Origin of the sequence: Pseudomonas sp. AP42, assembly GCF_001728935.1 — a bacterium.
In the GTDB taxonomy this organism is placed as follows: Bacteria; Pseudomonadota; Gammaproteobacteria; order Pseudomonadales; family Pseudomonadaceae; genus Aquipseudomonas; species Aquipseudomonas lactis.
Window position 1 is genome coordinate 87,040 of the sequence record NZ_LYSO01000003.1, and the last position, 20,452, is coordinate 107,491.

23 protein-coding genes are annotated in these 20,452 nt (G+C 60.3%); 11 read left to right on the forward strand and 12 right to left on the reverse strand.

The window, feature by feature from the left end; translation table 11 throughout:
* The first annotated feature begins 117 nt into the window (after window positions 1–117).
* The gene (locus A7K61_RS02230; RefSeq protein WP_044270070.1) at window positions 118–525 is read left to right on the forward strand and encodes an SMI1/KNR4 family protein; all 408 of its coding nucleotides are present in this window, start codon (window positions 118–120) and stop codon (window positions 523–525) included.
* A gap of 102 nt (window positions 526–627) precedes the next feature.
* Here A7K61_RS02230 and A7K61_RS02235 read toward each other — a convergent pair whose 3' ends face one another.
* Window positions 628–2,385 (reverse strand): cation:proton antiporter, encoded by a 1,758-nt coding sequence (locus A7K61_RS02235; RefSeq protein WP_069556872.1) that lies wholly within the window; start codon window positions 2,383–2,385, stop codon window positions 628–630.
* Between the two features lie 283 nt (window positions 2,386–2,668).
* Between A7K61_RS02235 and A7K61_RS02240 the strand changes: the two genes are divergently transcribed.
* The gene (locus tag A7K61_RS02240) at window positions 2,669–3,154 is read left to right on the forward strand and encodes an acyl-CoA thioesterase (RefSeq protein ID WP_003195747.1); all 486 of its coding nucleotides are present in this window, start codon (window positions 2,669–2,671) and stop codon (window positions 3,152–3,154) included.
* A 133-nt stretch (window positions 3,155–3,287) separates the two neighbouring features.
* Here the strand turns inward: A7K61_RS02240 and pdxY are convergent, their stop codons facing one another.
* Complete coding sequence (gene pdxY / locus A7K61_RS02245; protein WP_003195749.1) at window positions 3,288–4,160, reverse strand: pyridoxal kinase PdxY; 873 nt, start codon at window positions 4,158–4,160, stop codon at window positions 3,288–3,290.
* A 117-nt stretch (window positions 4,161–4,277) separates the two neighbouring features.
* Here pdxY and A7K61_RS02250 point away from each other — a divergent pair, with 117 nt between their 5' ends.
* On the forward strand, window positions 4,278–4,673 hold the full coding sequence (locus A7K61_RS02250; RefSeq protein ID WP_044270074.1) for a DUF3301 domain-containing protein: 396 nt from the start codon (window positions 4,278–4,280) through the stop codon (window positions 4,671–4,673).
* On the opposite strand, the gene A7K61_RS02255 is transcribed toward A7K61_RS02250, so the two are convergent.
* From A7K61_RS02255 to dksA, 4 genes are read right to left on the reverse strand one after another with little or no spacing between them, the layout of a single operon-like run.
* Entirely contained in the window at window positions 4,667–5,629 is a 963-nt protein-coding gene (locus A7K61_RS02255) for a GTP-binding protein (RefSeq protein ID WP_069556873.1), read from the reverse strand. The genes A7K61_RS02250 and A7K61_RS02255 overlap by 7 nt on opposite strands.
* A gap of 44 nt (window positions 5,630–5,673) precedes the next feature.
* A complete protein-coding gene (locus A7K61_RS02260) occupies window positions 5,674–6,318 on the reverse strand; it encodes a DUF1826 domain-containing protein (protein ID WP_044270078.1) in 645 nt (214 codons plus the stop codon).
* Window positions 6,318–7,523 (reverse strand): zinc metallochaperone GTPase ZigA, encoded by a 1,206-nt coding sequence (gene zigA, locus A7K61_RS02265; RefSeq protein WP_044270079.1) that lies wholly within the window; start codon window positions 7,521–7,523, stop codon window positions 6,318–6,320. The genes A7K61_RS02260 and zigA overlap by 1 nt, the downstream gene beginning before the upstream one ends.
* A 27-nt stretch (window positions 7,524–7,550) precedes the next feature.
* Window positions 7,551–7,955 carry an RNA polymerase-binding protein DksA gene (gene dksA / locus A7K61_RS02270; RefSeq protein WP_047712763.1) on the reverse strand — a complete coding sequence of 135 codons (405 nt, stop codon included), beginning with the start codon at window positions 7,953–7,955 and terminating at the stop codon, window positions 7,551–7,553.
* Between the two features lie 126 nt (window positions 7,956–8,081).
* Here dksA and A7K61_RS02275 point away from each other — a divergent pair, with 126 nt between their 5' ends.
* A complete protein-coding gene (locus A7K61_RS02275) occupies window positions 8,082–8,450 on the forward strand; it encodes a glutamine synthetase (protein WP_069556874.1) in 369 nt (122 codons plus the stop codon).
* Here the strand turns inward: A7K61_RS02275 and A7K61_RS02280 are convergent.
* Window positions 8,447–9,658, reverse strand: a complete 1,212-nt coding sequence (locus A7K61_RS02280) for an N-acetylmuramoyl-L-alanine amidase (RefSeq protein ID WP_069556875.1) — start codon at window positions 9,656–9,658, stop codon at window positions 8,447–8,449. The genes A7K61_RS02275 and A7K61_RS02280 overlap by 4 nt on opposite strands.
* A gap of 128 nt (window positions 9,659–9,786) precedes the next feature.
* Here A7K61_RS02280 and folE2 point away from each other — a divergent pair, with 128 nt between their 5' ends.
* Genes folE2 through A7K61_RS02310 form a run of 6 tightly spaced genes read left to right on the forward strand, consistent with a single transcriptional unit; the run spans window position 9,787 to window position 14,997 of the window.
* On the forward strand, window positions 9,787–10,677 hold the full coding sequence (folE2, locus tag A7K61_RS02285) for a GTP cyclohydrolase FolE2 (protein ID WP_044270085.1): 891 nt from the start codon (window positions 9,787–9,789) through the stop codon (window positions 10,675–10,677).
* Window positions 10,674–11,342, forward strand: coding sequence for a metal ABC transporter ATP-binding protein (locus A7K61_RS02290; protein ID WP_069556876.1), 669 nt, complete (start codon window positions 10,674–10,676; stop codon window positions 11,340–11,342). Before folE2 ends, A7K61_RS02290 begins: the two co-directional genes overlap by 4 nt.
* A complete protein-coding gene (locus A7K61_RS02295) occupies window positions 11,343–12,209 on the forward strand; it encodes a metal ABC transporter permease (RefSeq protein ID WP_003195772.1) in 867 nt (288 codons plus the stop codon).
* 11 nt (window positions 12,210–12,220) lie between these two features.
* Window positions 12,221–13,099 carry a metal ABC transporter substrate-binding protein gene (locus tag A7K61_RS02300; protein WP_034134111.1) on the forward strand — a complete coding sequence of 293 codons (879 nt, stop codon included), beginning with the start codon at window positions 12,221–12,223 and terminating at the stop codon, window positions 13,097–13,099.
* Window positions 13,096–13,656, forward strand: coding sequence for a DapH/DapD/GlmU-related protein (locus A7K61_RS02305; protein WP_005792581.1), 561 nt, complete (start codon window positions 13,096–13,098; stop codon window positions 13,654–13,656). Before A7K61_RS02300 ends, A7K61_RS02305 begins: the two co-directional genes overlap by 4 nt.
* Window positions 13,657–13,659: 3 nt before the next feature.
* On the forward strand, window positions 13,660–14,997 hold the full coding sequence (locus A7K61_RS02310) for a dihydroorotase (protein WP_069556877.1): 1,338 nt from the start codon (window positions 13,660–13,662) through the stop codon (window positions 14,995–14,997).
* Here the strand turns inward: A7K61_RS02310 and A7K61_RS02315 are convergent.
* A complete protein-coding gene (locus tag A7K61_RS02315; protein WP_003195781.1) occupies window positions 14,994–15,515 on the reverse strand; it encodes a DUF3617 domain-containing protein in 522 nt (173 codons plus the stop codon). The genes A7K61_RS02310 and A7K61_RS02315 overlap by 4 nt on opposite strands.
* 130 nt (window positions 15,516–15,645) lie before the next feature.
* Between A7K61_RS02315 and cls the strand changes: the two genes are divergently transcribed.
* Window positions 15,646–17,085, forward strand: a complete 1,440-nt coding sequence (cls, locus tag A7K61_RS02320) for a cardiolipin synthase (RefSeq protein ID WP_047712769.1) — start codon at window positions 15,646–15,648, stop codon at window positions 17,083–17,085.
* 134 nt (window positions 17,086–17,219) lie between these two features.
* Here the strand turns inward: cls and cfaB are convergent, their stop codons facing one another.
* The 4 genes from cfaB to A7K61_RS02340 all read right to left on the reverse strand — a co-directional run bounded on the left by cfaB (window position 17,220) and on the right by A7K61_RS02340 (window position 20,435).
* Window positions 17,220–18,404, reverse strand: a complete 1,185-nt coding sequence (gene cfaB / locus A7K61_RS02325) for a C17 cyclopropane fatty acid synthase CfaB (protein ID WP_044270096.1) — start codon at window positions 18,402–18,404, stop codon at window positions 17,220–17,222.
* Between the two features lie 87 nt (window positions 18,405–18,491).
* Complete coding sequence (locus A7K61_RS02330; RefSeq protein ID WP_069556878.1) at window positions 18,492–19,280, reverse strand: DNA-binding domain-containing protein; 789 nt, start codon at window positions 19,278–19,280, stop codon at window positions 18,492–18,494.
* Window positions 19,271–20,116 (reverse strand): DUF692 domain-containing protein, encoded by an 846-nt coding sequence (locus tag A7K61_RS02335; protein ID WP_034134115.1) that lies wholly within the window; start codon window positions 20,114–20,116, stop codon window positions 19,271–19,273. Before A7K61_RS02335 ends, A7K61_RS02330 begins: the two co-directional genes overlap by 10 nt.
* A gap of 67 nt (window positions 20,117–20,183) precedes the next feature.
* Window positions 20,184–20,435 carry a membrane protein gene (locus A7K61_RS02340; protein ID WP_003195792.1) on the reverse strand — a complete coding sequence of 84 codons (252 nt, stop codon included), beginning with the start codon at window positions 20,433–20,435 and terminating at the stop codon, window positions 20,184–20,186.
* Window positions 20,436–20,452: the final 17 nt, after the last annotated feature.

A 20,452-nucleotide genomic window follows, 5' to 3' on the forward strand; every position in this document is an offset into this window, starting at 1 on the left:
AGCGGTAACAAAAACCCCGGACATGTCCGGGGTTTTCTATTTCACGGTTGCACTTATAGCGAGCTACTGTATAAAACGCCCCTATAAACCGCGCCATCTAGCAAGAGGATCCCGGCCGTGGAAGAAATCATCGAACAACTGCGTGAAGCCAACGAACCGGTCCCGGTTCCTTTGGAGCTACCTGACGAAGACCAACTGGTGGAAGTTGAAGAACAGCTGTTCATCAATATTCCGTTCGTCTTCAAGGAATTCCTGCTGACCGTCAGTGATGTGGTGTACGGCAGCTTGGAGCCAGTGACCATTACCGACCCAGGCTCCCATACCTACCTGCCTGAAGTGGCTGCAAACGCCTGGGACTTTGGTGTACCCCGTGAGCTGATCCCAATCTGCCAAGACGGTGACGACTACTACTGCGTCGAAGAAGACGGCACCGTGGTGCTGTGGTCTGGCGAAGAAGAAATCGTCACCGAAGAATCCTGGGAATCGGTGTGGCACTGGGCCCGGGACGTCTGGCTGGAAAGCTGAGTCCCTTGTAGGAGCCGAGCTTGCTCGCGAGAAACCTGAGGGCGCCGCTGGGTGTCAGGTTTGCCGCGTTATCGTTAACGCTCTTCGCGAGCAAGCTCGCTCCTACTGTGTATCTTTGTGGTTATCCAGCGTCTCCAGCAACGCAACCTGCATCCGCGTATGCACACGGATAAACCAGCGCCAGAGCACTGCCGCCACCGCCGCCGTGACCACGGCAATCAGCACCAGCAACTTGTTGGTCGGCAGAATACTGGCCGACAAGGCTGCCAATAGCAGGAAGATCACCAGCAGCGACAAGATGGGGATCAGCTCGGCAATCACCCGGCGCACACGCTGGGTATGCCGCCCGGCCATTTCCGGCTTCACGCTCATCTCCGCCAGCAGCATCGACAACGCCTTGAGCTTGCGATACGCCGCAATCAGAAACGGCAACGACACCAGCAGCGCCCCGCCCCAGATCAACGCTTTCTGCCAACTTTGATCGCTGATCCAGCCCTCCAGGTACCCACCGATGCGGCCCGCGAAAAAACTGCCGGCAAAGAAGATCGCGATTACCAACGCCAGGTTTACCCCGACCTGCAGCATGATCTTGCGGATCATCGCGGCCAACATCGCCCCCTCGCCCTGAGGCTGAATGCTGCGCAGCCATTCGCCATACATGCCGAACACTCGGCTCATACGCTTGGGCATCACCGCCGCGATCTTCAACGACAGTGGGTCCGCGCCACGAATCAGGTAGGGCGTCAGCAGCGTGGTGATCGCCGAAACGGCCACCGCCACGGGGTACAGAAAGTCGCTGGTGACCTGCAGGGTCATCCCCAGCGCTGCGATGATGAAAGAAAACTCGCCAATTTGTGACAGCCCCATACCCACCCGCAGCGAGGTGCGGCCATCGTTGCCGGCGATAAACGCGCCCAGCCCGCAAGACAGCATCTTGCCCAGCACCACGGCGACGGTGATCACCGCAATGGGCCAGGCGTATTGCAGCAGGATCTGAGGGTCGATCATCAAGCCAATCGCTACGAAGAAAATCGCGCTGAACATGTCGCGAACGGGTTCGATCAGGCGTTCAATCTTAATCAACTGGCGGGATTCAGCCATGATTGCGCCGATCAGAAAGGCCCCGAGCACCATGCTGTATTCCAACTTCACCACCAGCAGGCAGAAACCAAAGCACAGCCCCAATACCGTGATCAGCAGCATCTCGTTGCTTTCAAACTTGGCCACATAAGCCAGCAGGCGCGGCACCAGCAAAATACCAATCACCAGCGCGACGATCATGAACAGTGAGAGCTTGCCGACCGTGGAGAACACCTCGCCGGAGCTGACCGTGCCACTCACCGCGATGCTCGACAGCAAGGCAATGATGCCGATACCCAGGATGTCCTCGACAATCAGCACACCGAAAATCAGCTGGGCGAACCGCTGGTCTTTCATCTTCAGGTCGTTGAGGGCCTTGACGATAATGGTGGTCGAGGAGATCGCCAGGATCGCACCGAGGAACAGCGAGTCCATGGTGCTCCAGTCGAACCAGCGACCGATCTCGTAGCCGATCCAGATCATCAGCACGATTTCCAGGAACGCCGCGATAAACGCCGTGGCCCCGACTTTGAATAGCTTGCGCAGGCTGAATTCCAGGCCCAGGCAGAACATCAGGAAGATGACCCCCAGCTCCGCCAGGGTCTTGATCGTGTCTTCATCGTGGATCAGGCCAAAGGGCGGGGTGTGGGGGCCGATAATGAAGCCGGCGACGATGTAGCCCAACACCACCGGCTGCTTGAAGCGGTGAAACAGGATGGTGACCACCCCTGCCACCAGCATGATCACGGCCAAGTCCTGGATAAAGCTGATGGCGTGCATGGCGAGGGGCTCCTTGAGGGTGCCGGCGCTTTTCCCACTTCCGGCCGCGCCTTTGTAGGGTCGGAAAAGTCTGCCTTGATCGTAAGAAAAGCCCTGAGAAGGGCTTTTGAAGGGTAACACCGCGACTTCTGCTGGAAAGCCGGTGCAATATATGGAAACAGATCGCTGCGCGCGTGACGGCAAGCCGCCTGACGGCGTCCCGTTAGGGATGGCGCTGCAAAGACCTTGAGTACCCGCAGAGGTGCCTTCCCCCCAACCAATGCCTACAACCCGTGAGTGTGCTATGGAACCCGGAAACGCCCAGCTGTCGATGACGGTACTGATGACCCCTGACATGGCCAACTTCTCTGGCAATGTGCACGGCGGTACGCTGCTCAAGTACCTCGACGAAGTGGCCTATGCCTGCGCCAGCCGTTATGCCGGTCGTTATGTGGTCACGCTGTCAGTAGACCAGGTGATCTTTCGCGAGCCGATCCATGTCGGTGAACTGGTGACCTTCCTGGCGTCAGTCAACTACACCGGCAATACGTCGATGGAAGTGGGCATCAAGGTGGTGACCGAGAACATCCGTGAACGCTCGGTGCGCCATACCAACAGCTGCTTCTTCACCATGGTGGCCGTGGACGACCAGCGCAAACCTGCCGCTGTACCGCCGTTGCAGCCGCAGAACAGCGAAGACAAGCGCCGCTTTGTGCAGGCCCAGCAGCGTCGGCAGATTCGCCAGGAATTGGAAAAGCGCTACCGGGAAATCAAAGCCGACGCGCCGTAAACTCCAAGCGGTGAATCAACTCAAAAAAGTGTGGGAGCGGGCTTGCCCGCGATAGCAGTGGTTCAGTCGACATCGCTTTGACTGAGATACCGCCATCGCGGGCAAGCCCGCTCCCACATTGGGTTCGGTGTCATTACAGGCTGATCGGTGTGGCTTCGAAGCGCACACGCGGATGGGCAATACGGTCCTGGGCCCGCACCAGTTCCAGTTCATAACTGGCGCAGGCCTGGGTTTCCAGCAGCACTTCATGCACGGCCGCGGCGGTGAATTCAAAGGCAGCCACCAGGCTATCACCCAACAGTACCCGCGCCAGGAACAGCCCCGACGTCAGGTCGCCCACGCCCACTGGCTGACGCGGAAACGCCAGCAGTGGCCGACGTAAGTGCCAACTGCCATCAGCCGTCACCAACAGCATTTCAAAGCCTTCTGGCAGTTTGCCTGGGTAATCCAGGTGCTTGACCAACACCGCCTTGGGCCCGCGCGCCAGCAAGGCCTTGGCCATCGCCAGGCAATCGAACAGCGATTGCGGCTTGCGCCCGGCAAAACTGTCCAGCTCCAGTTGGTTGGGGCACAGGAAGTCCGCCATGGCGGCGGCTTCATCCAAGAGGAAATCGCTGACCTCCTGCGGCACGATGCAACCCTTTTCCGGGTGGCCCATCACCGGGTCGCACAGGTACAGCGCCTTGGGGTTGATCGCCTTGATGCGCGCCACACCGCTGAGGATGGCGCGGCCCTGGTCTGCACTGCCCAGGTATCCGGACAGCACCGCATCACAGTTGCCCAGCTCGCCGATCGCGGCAATGCCCTCCACCAATGCAGGAATTTGCTGCGGCGCCAACACTTCGCCCGCCCACTGTCCATACTGTGTGTGGTTGGAGAACTGCACCGTGTTGAGCGGCCAGACGTTCACCCCGACCCGCTGCATGGGGAACACGGCGGCGCTGTTTCCGGCGTGGCCGAAGACCACATGAGACTGGATCGCAAGCAGGTGAGGTGTACGTTTCATGCGGGAGATTTCCGTAAAACCGTTGAATTTCTGGCCGAGCAGTATGCGACTAAACGCAGCCTGTACGACAGACCGGCGACACAGTTAAGCTGCGCTCACTTTGTTGGAGTTCATGGAATGCTGACCCTGGGAAACATCTTCGTCTTGATGCTGCTGGCGACCGGCGCCGCCTGGGTTTGGCACAACCACGGCCTGCGTGAACGGGCGCTGGCGCGGGTCAAGCAGCATTGCGCCAAGCTCGATATCGAGCTGCTCGACGGTGCCGTGGCACTTAAACGCATCGGTTTCGTCAAGGATGCCAATGGCCGCCGACGCTTGGCGCGTATCTATAATTTCGAGTTCACCGTGACCGGCGAAACCCGGCATGCCGGGGTCATCACCCAATTTGGCGCCCACAGTGCGCAGATCGAACTGGCGCCCTACCCGTTCCAAACCAAGGAGCCGCTGCCCAGTGCCGAGATCATCGAGTTGAGCCAGTGGCGCCAGGATCACGCCAGCAAGAAACATCAGTAACGGCAGGCCGCCAGGGCGCTCTGCAAGGCGGCCACGTCCTGTGGTTCGCTGAAGATCAATTCAACACGCGAATCGCGCCGCCATGCGCTGGGTTGCCAGTCCAGTGGAGTGTTATCCACAGCGTTGGCGGACACCCAACCCTCGACACTGTGGATAACCAGTTTGGCACGGCGCCAGTGAAGACTTGAGAGCCACTGATGCAGACGGCTGACATCGAATCGCTGGCTTGGGTGCCAGCGCCAGCCGATGCTCCAGCCGCCCTCCTGGCTCTGGCTCAGACAAATCGGCAGCCCAGGGTCGCTCCAGATCGCCGGCATTTGCCCCACTGCTTCAGACACCGCGAAGTTATCCACAGCGCCTTGGGCCTGTGCTTTCAAACCGGGCAACCGGTCGAGTGGCAATTGCGCCTGGCGTGTCCAATGGAGCGGGCAATCGGGTAATTGCGCTTCAATCGCCCGACGTTGCACCGCGGTCAGCGTCTCATCCTTGTTCAGCACCAGCAGACCGGCACTGGCCAACGCCTCCTGCTGTGCCTTCGGCAACGGCCTGCCCGCCGCCAACGCTTGGGCATCGAGTACCAGCACACAAGGCTGCACCGCCAGCACGTCTTGCCATGGCGCCTGCCGCAGTTGCTTGAGCAGTTGCGCCGGATGGCCCAGGCCTGAGGGCTCGATAAACAACCGATCCGGCTGGGCCTTACGCAACAAACGGCCCAGCCCTACCTGGAACGGTGCGCCGTTCACACAGCACAAACAGCCGCCCGCCACCTCGCCCAAGGCGATACCGTCATCGTCTTGGGTAAGTAGGGCAGCATCCAGGCCGATCTGGCCGAACTCGTTGATCAGCACCGCCCAACGCTCGTTGGCCGGGCGTTGGGCAAGCAGGTGCTTGATCAGGCTAGTCTTGCCGGCGCCCAATGGCCCGGCAATCACATGGGTAGGAATGTTCTGCAGCATAAGAGGCATGGTTCAGGCCGTTTAGAGCGTTTGATCCTACGCGGTTATGCCAGCCAATCCAGCGTCAGAATCAACCGTCGTTCATCGGCCTTGAGCGCCGGCGAACGATGGATCAGGCCGTGCCCTTCATTGCCGTGCCATTTGGTGCCCTTGAGCAGCGCCACTTCACCGCAGTGGATCTGCTCGATACGCTCAGTGGGCTCGGCATCCGCCTGGCTCAATGTGCGCCGGTCCATGACACCTTCGCGCAACCATTGGCTACCGATACCGGCGTACGTGGTGATCAGCCGAACCGGCACGTGATCGACGTGAAAGCGCGGGCACATGGCCTTGTCCAACAGCCGCAAACGCACGCCGATGCGCTTGGCACCGAGCAGGCAGGCGAAGGCACTGACCAGCCACGACACATCGGCGATAAACCCGTCGTAACCTTCAAGATCACGACAACTGGACGCCAAACCCCGCAAGTTCGGCACCGCGTCTTCGTTGCTCAACTCGATCACCAAGGATTCGGCCAGTGGCTCATCGAGCGCCACCAGCAAAGCACCAAACTCGGCGATATGCAGGGGCAGTTGCCGCTGCCAGATCGCCAGGTTGACGCCATCATTGAGGATGTCGGACAGCGCCAGCGGCGTTTCTCCGAAGCTTTGGCGGATGACTGGGCGCAGGGGAATCACCGGGGCCAGCATCAGGCTACCTGCTCATACCAAGGACCAAAGGGGTCGGGCATCTGGCGCCAACCTTCGACACCCAGGGCCATTTCTTCATCGTTGAGCAAGCAGGCGTCCAGCTCGGCACGCATCTGGGCAAAGTCGATGTTTTGCCCGATAAACACCAGTTCCTGACGGCAGTCGCCGGTGCTCAACTGCCAGTTAGCCATGATTGCCGCCACGCTTTCTTCGTCCTGCGGCCACTGGCTTTTCGGCACAAAGCGCCACCAACGCCCGGCAAACCCATGACGCATCAAGCCACCCGCCTGGGACCAACTGCCCGCATCCTGATGTTTGCTCGCCAACCAGAAGAAACCCTTGGAGCGCAACAGCTTGCCGTTGACCCAGGGGCGGTCGATAAAGTCGAAAAAGCGCTGTGGATGGAAGGGCCGGCGCGCACGGTAAGCGGTAGACGCTATGCCGTATTCTTCGGTTTCCGGCACATGTTCACCGCGCAGCTCCTGCAACCAGCCCGGGGCCTGGGCGGCGCGTTCGAAGTCGAAACGGCCAGTGTTGAGGATCTTGTTCAGCGGCACTTCGCCCATGACCATCGGGATGATTTCCGCCTGGGCGTTGAGGCGCTCGAGGATGGCCATCAGTTCTTCGCGCTCGCGGCTGCTGATCAGGTCGATCTTGCTGATGAGGATGACGTCGGCGAATTCGATCTGTTCGATCAACAGGTCGGTGATGGAGCGCTCATCGTCTTCACCGAGGGTTTCGCCCCGTGAAGCCAGGCTTTCGGCAGCCTGGTAGTCGAGCAGGAAATTCATGCCGTCGACCACAGTGACCATGGTGTCCAGGCGTGCGATGTCGGCCAGGCTCTGCTCGTTTTCATCGCGAAAAGTGAAGGTTTCGGCCACGGGCAAAGGTTCGGAAATACCGGTGGATTCGATCAGCAGGTAATCGAAACGACCTTCCTTGGCGAGTTTTCCCACTTCTTCAAGCAAGTCTTCACGCAAGGTGCAGCAGATGCAGCCGTTGCTCATTTCCACCAGTTTTTCTTCCGAACGATTGAGCGTGACATCACGCTGCACTTCGCTGCCGTCGATGTTGATTTCGCTCATGTCGTTGACGATCACCGCCACCCGCAGGTTGTCGCGGTTGCGCAGGACATAGTTGAGCAGCGTACTTTTACCGGCGCCGAGAAAGCCGGACAACACGGTCACGGGGAGACGATTGGGCATCAGGTATTCCTCATCAAGGTTGGCCGGTCAAACTGCCCGTTTATGGCGTTCGCGCAGCTCTTCACGTTCTTTGGCTTCGATACACAAGGTGGCGGTTGGGCGCAGCAGCAAGCGTTGCAGGCCGATGGGTTCGCCGGTTTCACGGCACCAGCCGTATTCGCCACGGGCCAGCAGCTCCAGGGCGTCGTCAATCTTGTCCAGCAGCTTCTTTTCGCGCTCCAGCAGGCGCAATTGCCACTGGCGTTGTTCTTCGGCACTGCCGATATCCGCCAGGTCGCTGTTGGTTTCCTGCTCGCGCAGCGCCTGGAACTCAGCATCGATACGGGCTTGCAGGTCATCGCGCTGAGCCAGCAACAGTTCGCGGAAAAAGCGCTGCTGGGCCTCATTCATGTAGTCGGCCGCTGGTTGGGCCAACAAATCTTGTTCGGTCATGGGAAACGGTTCGCGGGTCGGGCTGTGCTTTTATGTTATAGTATAACAATACAAATAAGCCAATCCCTCTTGCTCGCCGCGACGAAGGGCGCAATGCTGAGTCACCTTCTTATGCTGAGAAACCCGATGAGATATCTTCTGTGCGCCCTGTTATTGGCAGCGGCCGGGCCTGCCTGCGCCCAGGCACCCAGCCCGTTGGCCAAGTGCACACGCAGCGCCACCCTGCTGGCCTGTGTAGACCCGCTGGGCAATGCCTATAGCGTGGCGACCGTCGGCAGCATCACCTACCTGCGCGGTTTCGAAGTGATCGGCAAACGCTATTGGGCGCAGACCAACAGCCGGTATGGGCAACTGACGTTCTTTACCGGGTTGGTATCGGATGGCGAGGCGTGGGTCGGCTACACACGGCGCGTGGGCTGGACCACTATCAACCGGTTTTCCAGTTCAGGAGGCGCCAGCGCCAAGTTCACCTGCAGCCGAATGACTGGCTGTTAGGCCTGGCTGTTTTTCTGCGCCTGCACCCAGGCCATGTAGCTGTTCATGGGTGGGTTCTTCTGGAAGTAACGTTTGAGGCCTTCGAAAAGGCCATCCGCCACCGCCTGTTGATGGCGCGCCGTCATCAGCCGCTGGGCGTCGCGAGCGTTGGAGATGAAGCCCGTCTCCACCAAAATCGAGGGTACGTCCGGTGACTTGAGCACGGCGAACCCGGCCTGCTCCACACGTTTCTGATGCAAGCTGGTGATGCTTTGCAGGCTGCCCAATACCGAGCTGCCCAGTTGCAAGCTGGAGGCGATGGTCGCGTTCATCGACATGTCGAGAATCACCCCGGCCAACATCGGGTCCTTGTCCTTCAGATTGAGCAAGGTGGTAGCGCCCAGCAAGTCGGCGCCATTTTCGCGCTGGGCCATGAAACGCGCCGTGGCCGAGGTGGCGCCGCCTTCAGACAACGCATACACCGAGGCGCCCGACGCGGTCAGCCGTGGCGCGGCGTCGGCATGCACCGAGATAAACATATCGGCCTTGTGCTGACGGGCGATGTCGACGCGCTTGCGCAGCGGCACGAAGAAGTCGTCGTTGCGCACCAGTTTTACGTCAAAACCCTTTTCGCGTTTCAAGCGTTTAGCCAGCAACTGGGCAATCGACAGCACCACATCTTTTTCGCGCTGGCCCTTGGAGCCGATGGCACCTGGGTCTTTGCCGCCATGGCCGGGGTCGACCACCACGATGATGTCGCGCTTGGGATGCGCCTTGTCTACCGGCGCCACCAAGGGTGCCGGCTCAGCGGCGATTTGCCGGGGCGCACGGGTCGCGTTGGTCAAATCCAGCACCAGGCGATGGCCTTGTCCCTCCTGGGGCGGCAGCACGAAACTGTTGAGCTGCATGGGCTCGACCAGGTCCAGCACGATGCGCGTATCGCTCTTGCCGAAATGCCCGGAACGGATCGAGGTGATCCCACTGTTCTTCAACGCCAATTGGGAAAAGTCGCCGCTGAGCCCGGCGCCACTCAAGTCGATGATCAATCGGTCTGGTGAAGTCAGGGAAAAGGTCTTGTATTGCACCGGGCCGCTGAGGTCGAACACCAGGCGCAGCTTATCGTCCGAGCGCCACAGGCGTGCATTGCGAATCTGCGTGGCGTAAGCCCCCAAAGGCAAGGTGAACAGGGGGCTGACCAGCAGCAGGTTGAGGAGCTGACGTCTGTGCATGACATATTCCGCAGATAAAGGAGCGTCCCTACTCGATATGACTGAACAAAGGCTGGAGCAGAAAATTCATCGTAGCTCGTATTGTTATACTATAACATGTCGAATTATTTCCAACGATGGACCTGCTTATGAATGCGCTGACTCTGCCGGATATCGCCGCGCAGGCTTCACGCCAAGCCTTGCCACTCGACTGGGTGGGGATGTGCGGCATCGCCTTGCCGATCCTGATTGACGGTCAACACCTGGCCGCCACCGCTGACGCGGGTGTAAGCCTGGACGACGGCACGGCCCGTGGCATTCATATGTCACGCCTGTACCTGGCCCTGGAAATGCTTGATCAACAGCCGCTGACATCGGCACTGCTGCGTAATGTACTGCAGCGTTTTCTCGACACACATGAAGGTTTATCTAAGAACGCTTACCTGCGCATCCATACCCAGTTACTGCTTAAACGTCCTGCACTGGTCAGCCCATTAGCCGGCTGGAAGACCTACCCGGTGAGCATCGAAGCACGTCTAGAAAACCAGATGTTCCACGTGGAACTAAAAATTGACGTTACTTACTCTTCAACCTGCCCTTGCTCCGCCGCCCTCGCCAGGCAGTTGATTCAGCAGCAATTTGTCGATGATTTCGCCAACACGCCGTTACAGCATGAAGCGGTGCTGGCCTGGCTCGGCAGCGCCAACGGCATCGTCGCCACACCCCACAGCCAACGCAGCAGCGCGCAGTTGCACGTTCATCTGCAAGGTACTGACCTGCCGATAGTCGACTTGATCAACGCTGCCGAAGCCGCGCTCGGCACCGCCGTACAAACCGCGGTGAAACGCGCAGACGAACAAGCCTTCGCCCTGGCCAACGGGCAGAACCTGATGTTCTGCGAGGACGCCGCTCGCCGCCTGAACCTCGCCTTGAAACGCTCGGATGCCATCAACGCCTTCCACCTCAAAGTGATCCACGCCGAAAGCCTGCACGCGCACGATGCCGTGGCTGAAAGCCGCTGGACGAGAGCTTCTGCATGATCATCTGCAACGCGTTGCGCTGGGGTGCCCCCGGGCAACCGCTCACCCCGGCACTGGATTTGACCCTGCAAAAAGGCAGCCTCACCGGCATCATCGGCGCCAACGGCACGGGCAAGAGCAGCCTGCTCAAAGTCATCGCCGGCCTGCAAAAGCCTTTGGCGGGAAAAGTCATCGTGGATGTTCCACGCCGTGGCGGCCTGGCCTTCTTGCCCCAGCAGCAACACTTGGACCGCCAGTTTCCTATCAGCCTGCAAGAACTGGTGGCTGCAGGTTTTTGGGGCACCCAATACACCGCTCAACAACGCAGCCAACGCCTGCAAGCGGTGCTGGAAGACTGGTGTCTGATTGGCCTGGAACACCGCCCCTTGATGGCATTGTCCGGCGGCGAATTGCAGCGCGCCCTGCTGGCACGCATGAGCCTGGCCGAGGCGCCCGTTCTGCTACTCGACGAACCTCACGCAGCCCTCGACGAGGATGGCCAGGCGCTGTGCTGGAAACACATCCATGCCTGGCACAGCGAAGGCCGCACCCTGGTCATCGTCTGCCATGACCTGGCCTCCGTGCGCCACCACACCCAGCACGTACTGCAGATCAAAAACACCGGCTGCCTATTCGGCCCCAGCAAAGCGCTGATCCGCCCGCAACCGCAGATGCAGGTGGCCTGAATGCACTTCACTGCGCACTTGTGGCTGCCGTTTCATGAATTCGTTTTTATGCGCCGCGCACTCATCGGCGGTTTGGTACTGGCCTGCAGCACGGCGCCGCTGGGGGTGTTTCTGATCCTGCGGCGCATGAGCCTGATCGGTGATGCGGTAGCCCACGGCATCCTGCCCGGCGCCGCCCTGGGCTTCTGGTTCGCGGGGCTGAGCCTGCCCGCGCTGACCCTCGGCGGCCTGGGTGCAGGCCTGAGCATGGCCGGCCTGGCCGCGTGGATCACCCGCCGCACCGGTCTGCGCGAAGACGCCAGCCTCGCGGCCATCTACCCCATCTCTCTTGCCGCCGGCGTACTGATCCTGGGCCTTGCCGGCAAGCGTCTGGACCTGCTGCACCTGTTGTTCGGCTCCGCCCTGGCCGTGGATCAAACCACCCTGACCGGCATGCTCTGGGTTTCGGGTTTCAGCCTGATCGCCATGGCGCTGATCTACAAACCGCTGCTATTGGACACCCTCGACCCGCTGTTCCTGCAAACGGTCAGCCGCCTCGGCCCCCTCGCCCATGGCGTATTCCTGACCCTGGTGGTGCTGAACCTGGTGATCGGTTTCCAGGCCATCGGCGCGCTGATGGTGGTCGGCTTGATGATGTTGCCGGCCATCGCCTCACGCTTCTGGAGCCGACGCTTGCCGGTGTTGATCGCAGTATCGGCGCTGCTGGGCTGCCTGTCGGTGTGGTTGGGTCTGCTGCTGTCGTTCTACTACTCACTGCCCAGCGGCCCGGCGATCGTGCTGGTGGCGGGCGCTGGGTATTTGTTGTCCGTGGTGTTCGGTCCGGTGCACGGTTTGTTGCGCCGCCCGCCTTTGCTCACATCCCAATGAGGTGTTTCCCCATGCGCGCTCTACTCGTGCTGTTCAGTCTGCTGCTACCGCTGTCGATGGCTCACGCGGCAGACAAGCTCCAAGTGGTCACCAGCTTCAGTATTCTCGATGACATCACCCACCAGATCGGTGGCGAGCATATCCAGATCAGCAACATGGTCGGCCCGGACGCCGATGCCCATACCTATGAACCCACGCCGGATGACGCCAAGGCACTGCTCAAGGCCAAGGTGATCATCAAGAACGGCCTGGGTTTCGAGCCGTGGCTGGACCGCCTGGTTACCAGCACCGAAACCAAGGCAACGGTGGTCACCGCCAGCAAAGGCGTGATTTCCCACACCATGGACGAGGATGGGGAAACCATTCCCGACCCGCACGCCTGGCACAACCTGGCCAACGCCGAAATCTATGTGAGCAACATCACCAAGGCCCTGGTGGCCGCCGACCCTGCCAACAAGACCGCCTACCTGCGTAACAGCCAGGCCTACCTCAAGCAAATCCATAGCCTGCTGGACGAGGCCAAGGCCAAGTTCGGCGCCCTGCCACCGGGTAACCGCCGCATCGTCACCTCCCATGACGCTTTCGGTTACCTGGGCCAGGCCTATGGCATCCAGTTCCTCGCGCCCCAGGGTTTGTCCACCGAACGTGACCCTTCGGCCGCTGAAGTCGCCGCGCTGATCACCCAGATTCGCAAGGACAAGGTCAAAGCCGTGTTCATGGAAAACATCAAAGACTCGCGCCTGCTCAAGCAGATCGCTGACGAAAGCGGCGCACAGATCGGCGGCACGCTGTACTCCGACGCCCTCGCAGCAGAAGGCCCGGCCAGCACCTTTATCGGGCTGTTCGAATACAACCTCAACACCCTGTGCGCCGCACTGAGCCAGCCATGATCCGCAAAAATCCTTCCGGCGACCTGCCGGTGATTGCAGAGTCGGCCTACGTCGACAAGACCGCGATCATCTGCGGCAAAGTCATCATCGGCGAGAACGTGTTCGTCGGCCCCTACGCCGTGATCCGCGCCGACGAAGTCGATGCCAGCGGCGCCATGGACCCGATCACCATCGGCGCCAACTCCAACATCCAGGATGGCGTGGTCATCCACTCCAAATCCGGCGCAGCGGTGACCATCGGCGAATTCACCTCCATCGCGCACCGCTCCATCGTCCACGGCCCCTGCACGGTGGGCGACCGTGTGTTTATTGGCTTCAACAGCGTGCTGTTCAACTGCGCCGTGGGCGATGGATGCGTGGTGCGCCACAACTCGGTGGTCGACGGCCGCGATTTGCCCGCTGCTTTCTACGTGCCCTCTACGACGCGTATCGGCCCCAACACCGACTTGTCGCAGTTCCCGCCGGTGAGTGTCAGCGCCTCGGAGTTTTCCGAAGACGTGGCACGCACCAACGTCGACCTGGTACGCGGCTACAAAGCCCTGCAAAACGAGTTCTGAACCATGAGCCGCCTGCTGATCCGCAACGCCCGCCTGGTCAACGAAGGCCAGGTATTCGACGCCGACTTACTGATCGCCAATGGCCGTATCGAGAAGATTGCCACCAGCATTCAAGGCGATAACGAACCGGTGGAAATCGATGCCAACGGCCAGTGGCTACTGCCAGGGATGATCGACGACCAAGTGCATTTTCGCGAACCCGGCGCGCCGGAAAAAGGCAGCTTCTACAGCGAATCCCGCGCGGCGGTGGCCGGTGGCATCACCAGCTTCATGGACATGCCCAACACTCACCCGGCCACTCTGAGCCTGGAAGCCCTGGCCGATAAAAAGCGCCGTGCCGCACTGCACTCAGTGGCCAACTACGGCTTTCACTTTGGCGTGAGCAACGACAACCTCGACACCGTCGCGGCCCTTGCCCCCCGTGAAGTGGCTGGGGTCAAAGTGTTCATGGGTGCCTCCACCGGCAATATGCTGGTGGACGATCCACGCATTCTGGAGCGCCTGTTTGCCGAGGTGCCGACCATCCTGCTCGCTCACTGCGAACACACGCCCAGCATCCTGGCCAACGAGCAGCGCCTGCGCGAACGCTTCGGCGAGCATATTCCCGCCGTGGCTCATCCGCTGATCCGCGATGCCGAGGCCTGTTATCGCTCGTCATCGTTCGCCGTGGAATTGGCCAAACGTCATGGCACGCGCCTGCATGTGTTGCACCTGACCAGCGCGCGCGAACTCGCGCTGTTCGAAGACAAGCCCCTGGCCGACAAGCACATCACTGCCGAAGTCTGCGTGCACCACCTGCTGTTCGATGACCGCGATTACCACCGCCTTGGCCATCAGATCAAATGCAACCCGGCGATCAAGACCCGCGCCGACCGCGACGCGCTGCGCCTGGCATTGTTGAGTGACCGTCTGGATGTGATTGGCACCGACCATGCGCCACATACCTGGGCGCAAAAACAGTTGGCCTATCGGCAAGCACCCTCAGGCTTGCCCCTGGTGCAGCATGCCCTGCCGGCGTTACTGGAGTTGGTGGCCGACGGGCATTTGCCCCTCACCACATTGGTCGCCAAGACCAGCCACCGCGTGGCCGACCTGTTCGCCATTGCTGATCGCGGCTACGTGCGTGAAGGCTATTGGGCCGACCTGGTACTGATCAAACCGGAGCCTGCCGGCAAGCCGGTCAGCAGCCAACCCATCCTCGCCCGCTGCGGCTGGACCCCCTTTGCAGAGCGCAGCTTTCGCCACAGCGTGAGTACAACGTTGGTCAGCGGCCACCTGGCCTGGCACAACGGCCAGGTGGTCAACAGTTGCCAGGGCTTGCCCCTGCAGTTTGGGCGTTAAGCGCGGGGTTTAACGGTACCGCAATCGTTACCCAGCCACTGGGCGTGGCTGTCCAGGCTACCCTTCTGCTGGATACCGGTGGCATTGAAGGTACCGTTGACGCTGGTGGTGAATTCTTTCTGGCTCTGGAACGTTGCCACGCCAGTGCCTTGGGCTTTCGGGCAACTGAAGCGGAATTTCCACTGGTTGCCGCTCTTGTCGGTGACTTCCTGTTTGCAGCCCGATTGAGGGTCGGTCAGCGGGATCGAATCGGAGGCCACCTGAGCCGGGGTCAGGCACACCTGCACGCCCTTACCGGCCATGTTGATGCCTTGCTTTTCGAGCATGGCGCGCTGTTCAGGGGTCATCTGTTGCTTGAGTTGACCGAGGATCAGCGACAAGTCCGGCAGGTCCTGGTTATCGACTTTCATATTGCTGGTGGTCAATTCCCACAAGCCCGGCGCCAGCATCTGCGCCTGCGCCGCCACAGGCAGCGACAAACCAACAACCATGGCCAAACCAAGCAGACGAGCATTCATCGGGTAACTCCTGGGTAATTGTGGGCGTTAGACGTCGCAAAGCAGCCAGTGTTGCATGGCAAATAAAATAGCGACATTCACAGCCGTTCATGGTCTGTTACGCACTGGACTGCCTGGAGTTACGTCGTTCATGGATTTCTTTGGCCCGCACCTGCTCGCCTACGTCATTGCCACGCTGCACTTTCTGGGAACGCTCGCCGCGATCCACGCGGTACTGACTGTGCGCACCGCACAAGGCTCGATCGCCTGGGCGCTGTCACTGATGTTCATGCCCTACCTGACGTTGATCCCCTACCTGATTTTTGGCCGCAGCACCTTCGACGCGTACATCCAGGCCCGTCGCCAGGCCAACCAGGAAATGCACACGGCCATCACCGAGTTGAACTGGCGCCCATGGGTGGAGGAAGCGCTCGCAGCGCGCAACTCCAGCGCCTATGCCTCCTTGCGCGCCATGCCCAAGCTGGGCCGTATGCCGTGCCTGGCCAACAATGAAGTGCGCCTGTTGATCAATGGCGATGCCACCTTCGGCGCGATCTTCGAGGCTATCCGTCACGCAAAGACCGCGGTGCTGTTCCAGTTTTTCATCATTCACGATGACGAACTGGGCCGCCAGTTACAGGCCCTGTTGAAGGAAAAAGCCGCTCAGGGCGTAGCCATTTACGTGCTGTACGACCGCATCGGCAGTCACGCCCTGCCCCATCGTTATGTGCAAGCGCTGCGTGACGCTGGCGTGCAGGTCAAGGCGTTCGCTACCCGCAGTGGCTGGCTCAATCGCTTCCAGGTCAACTTCCGTAACCATCGCAAGATCGTAGTGGTAGACGGCATCACCGGGTTTGTCGGTGGGCACAACGTAGGCGATGAATACCTGGGTAAAAAACCGCCGCTGGCGCCATGGCGCGATACCCATGTGCAAGTCACCGGCCCAGTGGTGGCGTGCCTGCAGGAGTCGTTCGCCGAGGACTGGTTCTGGGCCGCACGGGAACTGCCGCCGCTGATCCTGCCGGACGCCTACCCGGAAGACGGCGTGCTTTGCCAGTTGCTCGCCAGCGGACCGGCGGACCCTTATGAAACCTGCTCGCTGTTTTTCGTCGAGGCCATCCATGCCGCGACCGAGCGCGTATGGATCACCAGCCCCTACTTCATTCCCGACGAGGCGGTGTTTGCCGCCCTGCGCCTGGCGGTGTTGCGCGGGGTCGATGTGCGCCTGCTGCTGCCGTCACGGCCGGACCATCGCATCGTGTATGCCGCATCCAGCCTGTATGCCAACGAAGCGGTGCGAGCGGGCGTGCGGGTGTTTCGCTACACGCCGGGCTTTTTGCATCAGAAGGTGGTGTTGGTGGACAGCGAAATCAGCGCCATTGGCAGTGCCAACATGGACAACCGTTCGTTCCGGCTGAATTTTGAAGTGATGCTGCTGACGGTGGATGAAGCCTTCGCCAGCCAGGTTGAACAGATGCTGCTGGACGACTTCGCCCTGGCCCATGAAGTCAGCCAGGAAGAAAGCCGCGAGACCCGTCGCCTGCAACAACTGGGCATGCGCGTGGCGCGCTTGATCTCACCCATCCTCTAACCGCCAACACAAAACCAATAATGTAGGAGCGAGCTTGCTCGCGAAAAACTCCCAGGCGCCGCGTTCATTCAGCAAGCACGCGTTATCGTTGACGTTTTTCGCGAGCAAGCTCGCTCCTACGGTTTTGAACGTGCTCAGCGGTAGAGATCTTCCCGCGTCCACGGCAGTTCATGCCCGCCATCGGCATGGGGTTTGACTGCCAGAATCTGGTGCAGGTTGATCCAGCCACGGGCAAACGCGTAAGCGCAACCGGCCAGGTACAGCCGCCAGATGCGTAGCGCCTGCTCCGGTACCATCTTCGCTGCCGCTTCCAGGTTGTCTTCCAGGCGTTCGCTCCAATGGTCCAATGTGCGGGCGTAATGCATACGCAGGCTTTCGACATCGACCACTTCCAGCCCCACTTCACTGATTTCGGCCGTCATCATCGCCAGGTGCGGCAGTTCACCGTTGGGGAACACGTAGCGCTCTATAAACTCGCCGGCGCCACGGCCCACGGGGCGACCGTCGGTGTGCTTGGCGGTGATGCCATGGTTCATCACCAGGCCACCTTCACGCACCGCGCCGAACAGGGTGCGGCAGTACTGCGCCAGGTTGGCGTGGCCGACGTGTTCGAACATGCCCACGCTTACCACTTTGTCGAAACGGCCATCCTGGGGCAGGTCGCGGTAGTCGAGCAACTGCAGGTCGACCTGGTCTTCCAGGCCTTCGGCTTTCACCCGCTCCTTGGCCAGCGCCAGTTGTTCCTTGCTCAAGGTGATGCCGAACACCTTGACCCCGAACTCCCGCGCGGCATAGCGCGCCAGCCCGCCCCAGCCGCAGCCCACATCCAGCAGATACTCACCCGGTTGCAGCCGCAACTTGCGGCACAGGTGGCGGAATTTGTCTTGTTGGGCCTGGTCGAGCGACTCGCTGCCGGTTTCGAAATAACCGCAGGAGTACGCCATGTCCTGGTCCAGCCATAGCTGGTAGAACTCGTTGGACAGGTCGTAATGGTAGGAAATAGAAGCGGCGTCCGTGGCCTTGTCGTGAATCGAGCGCACCGGACGACTCTCCTCGTCGTCATCGACCAAAGCGTGACTCAACTCGTCACATACCCTGATCACTTCGGTGATGGAGCCTTCCAGCTCCAGTTTTCCCTCAACGAAGGCTTCGCCCAGCGAGTCGAGCGTTGGATGGGTGAGCCTGGATACAACCGTGGGGTCCTTGACCACGATGGTGACGCTGGGCTCAGGGCCCAAGTTGAATTCATGGCCGTCCCAGAGTCGAAGACGCAGCGGTAGCTGAAGATTCTGTAAGGCCGGTGGAAGTTGCGCGAGCATGAGTAGTCCCCCCTTGTTTCAGACGTCTGCTGTGAGGGTAGACCATGCCAAACAAAGTAGGAAGCTATCGAATCAATAGCCCCCCTTCTATGGCGCTCGGCGCTCGAGCAAACCTTCTTGGACCCACTGTTTCAGCCAAGTGGCCGCTTGCAGCGACGCCCCCTCTGAATAAGTGACCGCCAGCTCAGTACACAGTTCTGAAAAATTCCAACCCGTGGTCACCATGCCCGCCATCGCACAGGCTTCAGCGGCTTCCAGGCTGCGGTAGTGGCAGCGGTTCTCGTGGCGCCACACCAGGCAGATTTGTGCCGGGTCCAGCGCCTGGCTGCCTGGGAAGTCTGATTCATCCTTGCTGGCTCGCCAGATTGCCACTGTGTTGAAACGGCAAAGCAGCTGCTGTACCGAAGGCGCCAGCGCAACCTGCAAGGTGGGCCAATCTTCAGGCGCCAGGTGCGCCATGTCATTCAATGTCAGCGGCTCCCCTTCGGGTGCGTCAAACGCCAAGGTGAACGCCCACTCCAAGCGCGCCAACTCAGCCAAAGGCGCACTTTGCTCAGCCATCAAATGCTCAACGATAAACAACGCAAAGCGCTCGCCCAACCAGCGCACGCTGTAATGGGCCGACGGATAACGGCGGATGTAGGCCTCGGTCAGTGAGCAAAACGCCTCATCTCCCAGCCAATACCAGATGGCACCGAAGTCATGGCGCAGCACCTCCTGCAGGCGTGACAGGTAGGCGTTGTGGTAAATCGCCAGGCCGGTCTCCACATCCAACGTCGGCCCTCCCAGCAAGGTGGCGGCAAAGCCGCTGTTGGCCGCGGGGGCTTCGGATAATAGATGCTGCTCAAACGCCAACTGCCAGTCGATCAGGCGCATAACGCTCTCCGGGCCAAGGCGCTGGCACCCAATTCACGGGCTTTGTTCAACTCGGTGAGCAACTCTTCGAAGGGCGGAAAATGGTCATCGCGTTCCAGCAACGTCGACACCGGGCCCAAATGCTCCAGAGTTTGCTGATACAGCGCCCACACCGGGTCGCACACGGGATGGTCATGGGTATCGACCACATAGTCGCCATAGTCCATATGCCCCGCCAAATGCAGCTGGCGAATGCTTTCGGGTGGCAGGTTGCGAATGAAGGTCCAGGCATCAAAACCATGGTTACGTGCGCTGACGTAGACGTTGTTGACGTCCAGCAGCAACTGGCAGCCGCTCAGGTGGGCCAAGGCGTTGAGGAACTCCCACTCGGTGAACTCATCCGCCTTGGAACGCACATAGCTGGAGACATTTTCCAGCACCAGCGGACGCTGCAACACGTCCTGCACCTGACGTACGCGGCCGGCCACGTGGTAGAGGCTTTCTTCGGTGTAAGGCAGGGGCAGCAAATCGTGTAGCTGATGCGCACTACCGCGGCTCCAGCACAGGTGATCGGAAATCCACGCCGGCTGAATGCGCTCTGCGAGCTGTTTGATGTGGTTCAGGTAATCGGTATCGAGGGCATGCGGCCCGCCGATGGACAACGACACACCGTGCATCACCAAGGGGTAACGCTCGGCTATCGCATCCAGGTAGTACAAGGCCTTGCCGCCCTGTACCAAGTAATTTTCGGAGATCACTTCGAACCAATCCACGGCCGGCGACTGTTCAAGGATCTGGTGGTAGTACTCACTGCGTAAACCCAGGCCGTAACCCAGACTTGGAAGGGACGCGGACATGACTCACTCCAGGGCAAAGTGTCCGCAGCGGTGGCAGGCAGCCGCCGCGGTTGCACTCGTGTGCCGGTTACTCGCCGACTTTACCGCCAGCGGCGTCACAGGCCGACTTGGTCATGGCCTTGAAGCCCATCCCTTTGCACTCGCCCTGGCCCTTGCACGCGTGGTCCTTGGTTTTGCAATCGTTCATGCCTTTGCAGGAGGTCACGCCGTAGCAGTGCACGGTGGCGTCTGCGGCTTGTACCTGGGTGGCCACACCAGCAAAAAGAGAAGCGGCGGCCATTGCGAGGGCGGCACCAGCAGCAGCGGATTTAATGCTCATTGTTGTATTCCTCATGA